Genomic DNA, 11,783 nt, shown 5'->3' with positions numbered 1-11,783 from the left:
ACTGGCTTGAAGCCATAATGATGGATGACGCTAGCACCGTAAACCAAAACTTCAGCAGGAATTTCCAAAATCTCTGGCATTTTGAAAAGTTCAGCTGATGGAATTTCACGCGCCAAAACAGCCTCAGATGCGCCAGCCTTTTGTCCCCAGAAGTTAATCTGACGACTGCTAGTTACCATGGTTGAAGCATCGTAGATGGTCTTAAATGAATAACCATCGCGGTTAACTACGTAAAAGACGCCTGCATCCCCAATCGTAATATAGTCTGTCTTGATTTCTTCCAAGAAGTCTAAGAAAGGCTTGATACGGTCCATCATATCTTGGTGCATGAGAGCATTGACCGCAACGAGCAATTCCTTACCAGCATCATGAACCAACTTAGCGATTTCACGCAATTGGTCATGACTAAAGGTTGTTGGCAGACGAAGGCCAAAATCTTTCTCACCGACATAGATACGGTCTACGCCAGCTTCGAGTAGTTGTTCGACTTGTTCAATACTTTCAGCAGTTGCTGTAATGATAATCTTTTCCATAGGAAAAACTATACCACATTTCTAGCAAATCAGCCATGCTTTGAAAATGAAAAGGGACTTTATTCTTTTTGTAACCTTTCTGTAATAATTCTCTGCCGAAAAAATGATAAAATAGGTATGTACTGTTAAGGAGAGAATCATGCCCGTAAGAAAATTACAATCCTATGAGGTAGACTATCAAGAAGAATTAAACCAGCAACTTCCTCATTATCAAGCTTATGCACCTGAAGCACAAGCTGATAGCAATCTCAAAGAAATTTTATTTTTTGTTAATATCGCTGTTTTTTGTATCTGTATTGCTATCTTTAGTTTTATCTTTTTAGCATTAAAATTATCAACTGCTCTTGCCTTTGCCGCAGCAATCGGATCCAGCTTACTTGTTTTAAAAGTTCAACGGTCTATTATCAAACGAAAACGTAGAAAATAAATCCAAAAGAGTCTGGGACAAAAGGATTTTGATTTTAGGAATTCTTTATTATAAGTTTTTAAAATCGATAGATTAGACAAAAAAGCGAACAAAACAGAATTCTGAGTGTCAGATAACTTGTTTTGTTCGCTTTTTATATTTAAGGTTAGACTTTTGCCCCAGACTCTTTTTATTTTTTCTTTTTCGATGGTGTGTGGATGGCAATCTTCACTTCAAAGATTGTTCCCTTGGGTTTATTATCTTTAACAGTAATGGTTCCTTTAAGCGCATCTACAATTTGCTTGGCCAGAGATAATCCTAAACCGAAACCACCTTTTTGACGAGTTCTAGCCTTGTCCACTCGATAAAAACGATCAAAAATTTTCTTTTTATCTTCTGTCGAAATACCGACTCCATTATCAGAAACCAGTAAATACAGATTACGATCGGTCGCCGAGATAAGAAAATCAATTTCACCATCCTCTTCAGTATACTTGACAGCATTATCAAATAGGATAGTCATCAACTGCTTCAAGAGAAGCTGGTCTGTGACAATCGGACGATGGATACGATTTTCAAAACGAAAGACACGATCATTTTCCGAAGCAATCATCTCATAGTTTGTGAAAGTCGTATTGAAAAAACTAGTTGGAACTTCTGCAAGCTTCGGCTTAATCCCATCATCTCTCCGAGCTAAGTTCAGCAAGTTTGTCGTCAAAAAACGCATATTTCGGACTTCTTCCAAACTCGATGCAATACTTTCGCTCACATCCATAATGGTAGCTTCTGGCTTACGGAAAAGGGTCTCTAAGCGATTTTGCAAAACTGCAAGTGGAGTCCGTAACTCATGACTGGCATTTTCCACAAAGGACTGCTGCTTCTGCATGCTCTCAAGCAGGGGTCGAACACTAACCCGAGCTAGATAAAGACTTGCAAGCAAAGACAAAATCCAGAAACTTACCATCACAACGACAATCAATTGCTCATGCTTTTGACTGGCCTGCTCCAACTGACTGGTATTTATCAAGACAGCAGCATACTTGATATTGGTTGAAACCGAACTGATATTGGTTTCCATCAAAATCATGCGATAGATTTCTTCCTGCCCATAGCTATTAAAAACCTGAATCTGGTAGATATGGCCTAGTTCTTTTTTCTCTAACCTAATCTTATCCAAGCCCAAAAATCGATTTCCAGAAAGAAGTTGAGTAAAGTCCTTATCAAAGAGAATGACTTCCGTATTGGAACTGACATTAGGTTTTATTTCTACTTTACTAGCGTCCGCCCTAGCATTTTCTAAATCTTTAATCTCTTCTGTTGCCCTATTCACTGCCAGTTGAATAACTGCTTGAGGATTTTCACTTAGTACGTGGAGCTTATCATCCACTGAAGTATAGAGACTCGAGTGCATGACCTGCAAAATAATCAGAGTCATTGTAGAGAAAATCAGAGTGAAGACACCAAAGTTGCGGATAAAATAACTAAAATCATCCGCATACCATGTTTTTTTTAGTTTACTGAACATCTTTTAAAATATACCCAACACTGCGCAAGGTTTGCAAATTCTCTGCAAAAGTGGTTCCCTTTAATTTCTTACGGACTTTTGAAACATAGACTTCGACAACTGAAATCGTTGTGTCACTATCAAATCCCCATAGACGATCAAAAATCTGCGTCTTAGGCAAAATAACATTTTGATTTTGAAGGAAATAAACCAATAAATCAAACTCTTTCCCCAGCAATTCGACTGGAGTATCTTCAACCTTAACGGTATTTGTTGATAAATTGATGAGAATATCTCCATAAGATAGCGTATTTTCATTAAACTTGCCTGAACGTTTGAGAAGGGCCTGAATCCGCATTTTAAGTTCTTCTAGGTAGAAAGGTTTGGTCAGATAATCATCCGCTCCCAGTTCAAATCCATGTCCCTTGTCATCCAAACTTTCCTTGGCAGTCATAATCAGAACTGGTGTCGTAATTCCCTTTTCACGCAATTCTTTTAAGACTTGGAAACCATTTTTTTCTGGCAACATCAAATCCAGCAAAATCAAGTCATAGACACCACTCTCAGCTTCGTAGAGACCTTCTTCTCCATCAAATACCTGCATAACATCCGCAAAATCGTCTAAAAAGTCAAATACTGAATTTGACAGACCTAGGTCATCCTCAACCAATAAGATTTTTATCATGAGAAACTCCTCCTTATTAAAACTATTATACCAAATTTGCCTTAAAAAAAACTCAACTCTCTGCATTTTACATGAGATAGCTGAGTTTTCTTTTTATTTTAGGCTTATTTATGCATTTCCGTATTGAAGAACAACTGCTTCGACTGCAGCTTTTTCACGGCTAATCAAGTCAACACGCGCTGCAATTTCCTTGATTCCCATACCGATGTTACGGCTAAGAGCAAGGTCAGAAAGTTGCGGTTCAAAGAACTCCTTGTATTCCGCCAAGCGTTGCTGAGTCTTAAATACATGAGCAGGAAGGATAACAAAGCTATCAAAGCTCATATCTCCTCCAAGGGCTGCCTTAATCCAAGCCCAGTTTTCACGCGCCCAAGACCAAGCTGTTTTCTGAGTTGCTTGATGAGCTAGGAATTGGTAATACCAAGCAGACAAGTCCTGTGGTTTGACCACAAATTTGTCCTTCCAAGCAGCAATCAAGGTTTGAATATTGTCCGCATCTTTACTATAGGCAAGAGCAGATGCCAACTGACGTTTAAAGACAGCATCTGTTGCATGAGTATAAGTATCAAGATAAAGTGCTAACAAGTCTTTAGTCTCATGATGTTTCATCTCATTGATCAGAACTTGTGAGCGAATAGCTGCTGGGAGTCCTGCAAGATTCTCCTTGTGTGTTGCAAAGATTTGGCTAGCGACTTGACTAGCTTCTGCATCATTTGAGCGAATCATCATCGAAACAGCCAGCTGACGAACCAATTCATCCTCATCTGATTCTCCGTCTTTAGCTTCAAAACCAAGACGGTCATAGTTATGACGAGCCAATTTAGCAACCAAGGCTTTGAAGGCTCTTTCAGCATCCGTTCCTTCATCAATAAAGCGCTCAAGGGCTGAAATCACTTGAGAAACAGCTGAAACCACCAGATAAGACTCTTCCTTAGCAAGTTTATCAAGAACTGGAAGCAAGTCAGCATAAGAAATGTGCCCTGCTTCAGCAAGCAAACGACGTTCTTGAACGATCTGCAGTTTACTTGTGTTATCAAGCTCAACTAGGTCAGCAAGAACAGCATCTAACAAGTCTCCTTGATAGTCTGTAATGTAGTGGGCTGTATTTTCTGTGTTGAGACGAAGTGCTGTTTTGTTTTCTGCAAGAAGAGCTGCGTAGCCAGGGATTTCGATACTTTCAGTTTCAAGTGTATCAGGCAAGCCTTTCCAGTTGCTATTGAGTGGCACAACCCAGAGACGGTTCTTATCTTCGTGCTCACCGATGAAGAATTGTTTTTGTGAAATCTTCAAAACATCATTTTCAACTTTGACAGTGAGAACTGGATAACCAGGTTGTTCCAACCAAGAATCCATGAAAGCTGCGACATCACGGCCAGATGCTTGACCAAGAGCATCCCAAAGGTCACGACCAATTGTATTGCTGTACTGATGTTTTTCAAAGTAGGCATGCAAACCTTTGGCAAAATCGGCATCACCTAGCCAACGACGAAGCATGTGCATGAGACGGCTTCCTTTGGCATAGACGATAGCGCCATCAAAGAGCGTATTGATTTCATCTGGGTGTTTGACTTCGACGTGAACAGACTGAACACCATCAGTCGCGTCACGTTCAAGAGCAAGAGGAACACCACCTGTTTGGAAATCTTCAAAGATATTCCAACTTGGCTCAATGGCATCCACACAGACGTATTCCATCATGTTAGCGAAGCTTTCATTGAGCCAAAGGTCATCCCACCATTTCATAGTAACAAGGTTACCAAACCATTGGTGAGCCAATTCATGGGCCACAACAAGGGCAACTTGTTGACGGCTGGCAAAAGTAGAGTTCTCATCCACAACCAAGTAAACTTCACGGTAGGTCACAAGACCCCAGTTTTCCATAGCTCCAGCTGAGAAGTCAGGAAGGGCGATATGGAGAGATTGAGGGATTGGATACTTGACTCCGTAGTAATCTTCGTAAAACTCGATAGAGCGAACGGCAATGTCCAAAGAGAAATCAAGGTTAGAAAGTGGATGTGCTTTGGTAGAGTATACACCAACGAGGGTACCATTCTTAGTTTTAGTGGTCACCCCTTGCAAATCACCAGCAACAAAGGCCAACAAGTAAGAAGACATGCGAGGTGTTGTCTCAAACTTCCAGATACCTGTTTCCTTACGGTTTTCAACATCGATTTCTGGCATGTTTGACAAGGCCAATTCACCTTCTGCTTGGTCAAAGCGAAGAGAGAGGTCAAAAGTTGCTTTGGCTTCAGGCTCATCCACACATGGGAAAGCTTCGCGCGCAAAATGGCTCTCGAACTGAGTAGACAAGACCTCCTTCTTGACTCCATCAACTGTATAATAAGAAGGGTAAATCCCTGTCATGTTGTCTGTAATTTTACCAGAAAAGGCAAGAACCAATTCAACTTGACCAGCCTCAGCCAATTCGATATGAAGGGCTTCATTGTCATGGTCAACTGTAAATGGACGAGCTTGACCTGCAACTTCTACAGAGGTGATTTCCAAATCTTTTTGGTGGAGGGAGATGCGGTCACTCTGTGCTTGACCAGTGATGGTCACTTTCCCAGAAAAAGTCTTGGTCTCACGACTCAAATCTAAAAATAAATCATAATGTTCAGGAACAAATTGCTTAATAAAATGTTCAACTGCTTGCATAGTTTTCTCCTATTCTAAGTTTAAGAGCTGCTGCTCTTCTTCAAACAAACTTATTATATCATATTTTGCTTGAGAAAAAAGGATTGGACAGCGATTTCCAAAACTTTCTTCCTTCTAATAGTCTACAGTGGGTAGACCTTGCGAAATTCTTCTAAAACAACCTTGCTTTCAGGTGTAAAAGTCAATCCTGCTTCACCCAAGCAGTCTCTGAAAAAATCCTCATGAACCTGGCGCCAATAGACAAGTGTCTTGTTTCCCTCACCTTCCTTATAGGCATGGTCAGCTGACACTCGATTGAAGGGTTTAACAGAAACCTTTGTAATTTCGACAATGCAGACAGCCTGATTTTGACTATCTAAAATGATATCGAAGGTCCCTACTTGGGGAAGTGGTTCGTCTTCTAGTACATAGAGGTCATAGGCTGATGCTGTTGCTGTCTTTTCTCCTTTTAAAACCAAATCTGCTAAAAGGTCTGGTTCCACTCCAAAAGACCAAGCATCGATTTCATCTCCGATAGAAGGATTGATTTGTTTGTATTTATTCCACATTTCTTGCGGTGTCATGGGTGCTCCTTTGTAATTTTTTACTTTCTTCTTTTACACGTTCGAGGTGGTCTGGATGGTCAATCTCTAAATCAAAAATCTCTGGAATAGAACTGTAGTGGATAATGCACTTGATACCCAACTGATTCATTTTTTGTATGAAAGAAGTATTCAGATAGCCTGCTACAGCAAAATCAATCTTTTTCATCCTTGCTTTATCCTGCATCTGTCTCAACATATCTAACATTATTGGACTTTCCATATCATGCCATTGACTGTTTCTCACAGTCGCAAAAACAAAAGAAGTCAAATCATTCATTCCAACTACAATCTTTGAAATACCAGCTTCCAGTATCCTGTCCAAGTCAAAATACGCTGACGGTAATTCAATCATTATGCCAATTTTTCCAGTAAAACCATGCTGACGCAGTACTGTAATAGCTTGCTTTAACTGCTCAGCATCATTGACAAAAGGAAAGATAAGAGATAGATTGGAGTTGGTTTGATAAACTTCTGTAACGACATGTGCTTCAGCCTGAAATTCATCCGGACACGCCAGCAAACGCCTCGTTCCTCTATAACCCAAACAAGGGATGATTTTCATCAAAATACTCTTTAGTCCCCTTTAGACAATTAGCTTCTGTATTCGTTAATTCAGTAAAACGATACCAGACTTCTTCATCTGAGTACAGGGAGCAGATAATCGCTAGATAAATCTTTTACAAATTGCTGACAACTAGGTAACAGTATGTTTTTGTTGAGCTCTCTCAACAAGTATTCCCCACGAATCATGCCGACGTGGTGAAATAATTAGGGGTAAACTTTTTCAATAATTTTTTCGCCACTAAGGGCAAGTTGATTTTTCATAGCCATTCACCTCGTCTTAAAAGATACAACATCATATATAATTATATCAAAATTTCCTCTAGTTCAAAAGCTTCATAAGGTTCAGCTAACTCATATCCTAAAAATTCTGCTACTTTTTTGGAAGCCTCATTATGAGCATCCCAAAGTGGAAACATATCCCTATTTAAACTCTCTAGAATCATTGCAGCACCAAGTTTTTTAGCAAATCCATTTCCTTGTTCGTTTGCTCTAGTTGCAACTTCCACTTCAACTGCTCCACGGTAAACTAACCCTGAGGAAATCCCGGCAATCAGTTCATTATTTTTAAGAATCACAAAGCCAAATCCACCTTTTAAAACAAAATCCGGATAGGACTCAAAATCCCCCTGTAAATCTTGTGACCATTCTTCCTCAGAAAAGCAGTTATAAATATGATTATCAATAGGCACAATATTGTAACCTTCCTCTAAATGAGTAACTAGATCATTTAGAAATTCAACTTGAAAATTTGCCTTATCTTTAAAAGAATAGCGAGTAAAAGAATTTAGCCCCACTTTCCGATGCAGAAAATCTTGCCAATTGGTATTTTCTGAAATAATAATCTTATAATCTAAACCATATTTCCTAACAAAATCTTCCCAAAATCTGGAATCTAACTCCCCTGCTAGGTATAGAAAATTCCCAACATCATAAAAGCTTGTTGTCCTATCACTGTTTCGGTAGACAGTTCCGATTTGAGATTTAAGACCATAGAGAACCATATTTTTCTTCCATGTTTTAAATAGTTCCATTATTCCCCTACTTCACCTTCCAATTCATGTAAGAAGTCTTGTCCAGTTCTGGAAATCCTAATAATTCAGACTTAACCTTCAAGACCAATGGCGATGCATTTTCTTCTGTGATCTCTTGAATATCCATCCAAATATATCCAAGTGAATCATTCGCACCATCAGACACAGCTTCCGAAATCGTAACTTGAGGTGCACTCTCAGTCATTTCAACATCATACAAGGGCATGCATGGTGAACCATAAAATTTTTTAACTCTTCCCTGACGAAAACATCGTAGATTCGAGGAGTAGAGTAGCTTCTAACAGTAAATCCCGTCTCTTCCATAACTTCTCTAGTCAGCGTTTCCGTCAGTCCTTCACCAAGTTGCTGACTGACTCCAGGTAGATCATACCGATGTTGATAAGGACCTCTCGTTTTTTCAATGCAGAGTAACTTCCCATTTTCAAAGCAAACAGCGTAGACTCCAAAGTGTCTTTTGATTTCCATCAGATCCTCCTACTTCAAAGACCAGCCGCCATCTATTGTCAAGATTTGTCCTTGCATGGCGCTTGCTTTTCCACTTGCTAAGAAAAGGCTGATTTCTGCTATTTCCTCTGGCTCAATCCAGCGTTTGATTGGCGTTTCACTAGCCACCCAGTCCGCTAAACCACCTGGTTCAAAGTCGGCAGCGGTCATAGCCGTCTTGACAGCTCCTGGAGCAATCCCAAAGACCTGAATTCCAGCTTCAGCATAGTCTAGAGCCAACTGCTTGGTGAAGCCAGCCAAGGCATGCTTGGATGAAGTATAGGCGTGACCACCTCCACCTGCTAGGCTAGAAGCAATGGAGCACATATTGATGATGATTCCCTTTTTATTTTCCAGCATTTGTGTCAAATAATAGCGAGTCAACTCAACAGGAGTCATGTAGTTGATTTCAAAAATCTCCTGAATTTCCTGCGCCGTTTGTTCCAACAGTGGTTTGTAATCATCCAAAACTCCAGCAGTATTGCACAAAACCTCAACCTGAGGACACCAGTCAAAAATAGGTTCCAAGTCCAAGGTCAAATCTCTCTGTAAAAAGTGGAAATCACCCTCTAAGAGTAGATTTTCACCTTGGTCAACTCCATAAACTTGATAGCCCTTCTCTAAAAAGAGTCGAGCCTGAGCCAGACCAATCCCTGAACTTACTCCCGTAATCAATACGCGTCTAGTCATGCACTTCTACCCAATCCGTCGCCAAAACATCACAAGGTGTCGGACTCCACATGGAAAAACCTTCTCCTTCGCCAGAAACGTTGATTAGGAAGTAGGGCGTCACTTCAAGTGCAACCCCATTTTGCTCGATAGTGTCAAAAAGTTGGACATAGTTTTCAGCACCTCCCCAACCAGTTCGTACATATTTTTTCTTAGCCTTTAACCCAGGCAGGATTTCTTCAAAAGTCATGTTATTCTCCTTTAAAATCAATAATTCTTCCCTTCATTATAACAAAAAAACCGCTTTGCAACGGCTTTTTGACTGTGATTTATTTACATCTGCTTCTACTTACGGCAAATTATTCCCTGCTGCAAGATAAATTTCATACCATTCTTTTCTTGTTAAGCTAAAGTTTGCCGCTTGGCTAACTTCTCTCAAGTGATTAGGATTTGTGGTACCTACGACTGCCTGCATTTTTGCTGGATAACGCAATATCCAAGAAATGGCAATAGTTGAAGGGGTTACTCCATATTTAATAACTAAACGATCAAGTACTTGATTTAAAGCTTGAAATTTCTCATTTCCAACAAAATTCCCTTTAAAATACCCGAATTGTAAGACAGACCAGGCTTGAATGACCACATCGTGTAATTGGCAATATTCAAAAATGCTGCCATCTCGCATAGCTGCTTGACTATCTTCCATATTAACATGAAAACCTGATTCAAATCCTGGAGTAAAAGCCGCACTCAATTGCAGCTGATTAACAGCTAACGGCTGCTTGACATCTTTTTTAAGTAACTCCATCATCATAGGATTTTGATTAGAAACTCCAAAATCTCGAACCTTACCTTGTTTATAAAGGAGATCAAAGGCTTCTGCTACTTGGTCAGATTCCATCAAAGCATCTGGTCGATGAAGAAGCAAGCTATCTAGATGATCAATCTTCAATCTTTGCAAAATACCGTCAACTGATTTTATAATATAGTCCTTAGAAAAATCAAAATAGGTAAATTCTTCAATGCGAATGCCACATTTGGACTGAATCCACATCTTTTCTCTTAAATCTGGACGATTTTTTAGGACAAGACCTAGCAGTTCTTCACAACGACCACGACCATAAATATCAGCCAAGTCGAAAGCATTGATTCCAACAGAAAGTGCTGTTTCTACAAGCTCTTCAACTTCTTTTACAGACTTATCTTCTATTCTCATCATTCCGAGAACAATTTCTGATAATTCTTTGTCATCTTGACCAAGAGTTATGTATCTCATCAAATTTTTCTCCTTTAATTCTACATTCTTCATTTAATTATAACAAAAAACCGCTTTGCAACGGCTTTTTGACTATATTTCACTCCATTTTATCTTCTTAAACCCACGGAACAAGACAAAGATTCCAATAAAGAGGACAGCTAAAGGAATAATCTTTGTGAGGAAAACATTTGAAATGCCCATCCACTCATAATAACGGAGCAGAGAACCCACCACAAGATGGGCAACAATCATACTGACAAAGGGACGAAAGACCGCTTCTTTCCAATTCCAAATACTGATGACTAGAGAAAGCGTAAAGACAAGGAAACTGTCCCAGGGAGCAGGAAGATAAAAGGCTCCTTCTTGTACAAAACTTCCTATTCCTACATATCCCAGAACAACTAGCAGAACAAGAATCCCAACGACAATATAGGTGCCAATTTTCATTTTAGAAGAATCTTGGACTAAGCTCCAACGTAAGATTGTAGCCACAAGCCCAAAGCCAACTAGAAAAAGAAGAAGTTGCCCTAAAAACGTGAGCAAATTGACTGTTAAGAGAGGACCTTTAGAAAAATCGCCTAGTAGTTGATAGTAATGTAATACCGCCAGGACAAGAATTGGTGTTAAAAAGGACTCTTTGACCGAACTACGTGGTGCTTCCTTGAGCATCTCTTTCATTAATTTTTTAGGATTCTTACCTAAATAATCCTCTGCACTCATGCCATCTCGTTCTGCTTCTGAAAAATCTAACATCATCAAATAAATCTGCTCTCTGAGATAGTCTTCATCATAGAGAAATCCAGCAAGATTAAAACTTTCCCACAACTCCTCAAAATACTGCTGATTGTCCTCAGAAAACTCATGCAACAAATTGTTTGTTTCTTCATAATACTTCATTTTCTTCATGGTTTAACCCCCATTCTTAATCCCTTCTACTTTTTGACTCAAATCGTCCCATTGTTGCCAAAAGACCGAGACACGCTCTTCTCCTTCTTTCATTAATGAAAAATACTTCCGATCTGGACCATCTGGCGACGGGCGCATGTCGCCTCTTATCCATTGATTTTTTTCTAACTTTTGCAACAAAGGATAAATAGTTCCTGGAACGATAGTATCAAATCCAGCCTCTCGCAAAGTCTGAACCAACTCATAACCATACCGCTCTTTTTGACCAATCATATCCAAGACACAACCTTCAAGAACACCTTTTAATAGCTGAGTTTCTTTCATCACTTCTCCCTTCTAATCTATTTTGTAATACCTACTAGTAACTTCACCTATAGTATATCACTTCTACACTAGTTTGTAAAGCATAATAGTTAATACTCTTCGAAAATCTCTTCAAACCACGTCATCGTCGCCCTACCGTATGTATGGTTACTGACTTCGT

General features: G+C 39.5%; 12 protein-coding genes and 2 pseudogenes. 1 reads left to right on the top strand and 13 read right to left on the bottom strand.

Translation table 11 applies throughout. The features are described 5' to 3' along the window. Positions 1 to 533 (bottom strand): peptidase U32 family protein (locus HT703_RS01375; protein WP_172929862.1); only part of this gene is annotated, 533 nt, incomplete at its 3' end. Positions 534 to 672: 139 nt separating this feature from the next. On the opposite strand from HT703_RS01375, the gene HT703_RS01370 reads away from it, so the two are divergent. Continuing rightward, on the top strand, positions 673 to 960 hold the full coding sequence (locus tag HT703_RS01370) for a DUF3270 domain-containing protein (protein WP_023933508.1): 288 nt from the start codon (positions 673 to 675) through the stop codon (positions 958 to 960). A 169-nt stretch (positions 961 to 1,129) separates the two neighbouring features. Here the strand turns inward: HT703_RS01370 and ciaH are convergent, their stop codons facing one another. The 12 genes and pseudogenes from ciaH to HT703_RS01310 all read right to left on the bottom strand — a co-directional run bounded on the left by ciaH (position 1,130) and on the right by HT703_RS01310 (position 11,623). Continuing rightward, positions 1,130 to 2,464: a two-component system sensor histidine kinase CiaH gene (ciaH, locus tag HT703_RS01365; protein ID WP_054393230.1), complete on the bottom strand. Its 1,335-nt coding sequence runs from the start codon at positions 2,462 to 2,464 to the stop codon at positions 1,130 to 1,132. After that, on the bottom strand, positions 2,454 to 3,128 hold the full coding sequence (gene ciaR / locus HT703_RS01360; protein WP_000590627.1) for a two-component system response regulator CiaR: 675 nt from the start codon (positions 3,126 to 3,128) through the stop codon (positions 2,454 to 2,456). Before ciaR ends, ciaH begins: the two co-directional genes overlap by 11 nt. Before the next feature lie 108 nt (positions 3,129 to 3,236). After that, on the bottom strand, positions 3,237 to 5,783 hold the full coding sequence (locus tag HT703_RS01355; protein WP_172929860.1) for a M1 family metallopeptidase: 2,547 nt from the start codon (positions 5,781 to 5,783) through the stop codon (positions 3,237 to 3,239). Positions 5,784 to 5,905: 122 nt separating this feature from the next. Beyond that, a complete protein-coding gene (locus tag HT703_RS01350) occupies positions 5,906 to 6,346 on the bottom strand; it encodes an ASCH domain-containing protein (RefSeq protein WP_172929858.1) in 441 nt (146 codons plus the stop codon). After that, positions 6,321 to 7,192: pseudogene (locus HT703_RS01345) on the bottom strand (putative PEP-binding protein). Before HT703_RS01345 ends, HT703_RS01350 begins: the two are co-directional and overlap by 26 nt. Before the next feature lie 41 nt (positions 7,193 to 7,233). Continuing rightward, on the bottom strand, positions 7,234 to 7,962 hold the full coding sequence (locus tag HT703_RS01340; protein WP_023940515.1) for a GNAT family N-acetyltransferase: 729 nt from the start codon (positions 7,960 to 7,962) through the stop codon (positions 7,234 to 7,236). 7 nt (positions 7,963 to 7,969) lie between these two features. After that, positions 7,970 to 8,448: pseudogene (locus HT703_RS01335) on the bottom strand (NUDIX hydrolase). A 9-nt stretch (positions 8,449 to 8,457) separates the two neighbouring features. After that, the gene (locus HT703_RS01330; RefSeq protein ID WP_138701314.1) at positions 8,458 to 9,156 is read right to left on the bottom strand and encodes a 3-oxoacyl-ACP reductase; all 699 of its coding nucleotides are present in this window, start codon (positions 9,154 to 9,156) and stop codon (positions 8,458 to 8,460) included. Further along, on the bottom strand, positions 9,149 to 9,385 hold the full coding sequence (locus tag HT703_RS01325; protein WP_000141913.1) for a DUF2829 domain-containing protein: 237 nt from the start codon (positions 9,383 to 9,385) through the stop codon (positions 9,149 to 9,151). The genes HT703_RS01330 and HT703_RS01325 overlap by 8 nt, the downstream gene beginning before the upstream one ends. Before the next feature lie 99 nt (positions 9,386 to 9,484). Continuing rightward, complete coding sequence (locus HT703_RS01320; protein WP_054393223.1) at positions 9,485 to 10,411, bottom strand: aldo/keto reductase family oxidoreductase; 927 nt, start codon at positions 10,409 to 10,411, stop codon at positions 9,485 to 9,487. Positions 10,412 to 10,483: 72 nt separating this feature from the next. Beyond that, positions 10,484 to 11,299, bottom strand: coding sequence for a hypothetical protein (locus HT703_RS01315; protein WP_000738385.1), 816 nt, complete (start codon positions 11,297 to 11,299; stop codon positions 10,484 to 10,486). A gap of 3 nt (positions 11,300 to 11,302) precedes the next feature. Then, a complete protein-coding gene (locus tag HT703_RS01310; RefSeq protein ID WP_000665420.1) occupies positions 11,303 to 11,623 on the bottom strand; it encodes a PadR family transcriptional regulator in 321 nt (106 codons plus the stop codon). Positions 11,624 to 11,783 lie beyond the last annotated feature (160 nt).

The sequence above is a fragment of the Streptococcus sp. 3874 genome, assembly GCF_013276425.1.
Classification (GTDB): domain Bacteria; phylum Bacillota; class Bacilli; order Lactobacillales; family Streptococcaceae; genus Streptococcus; species Streptococcus pseudopneumoniae.
This window is presented reverse-complemented; position numbering and strand designations above follow the sequence as displayed.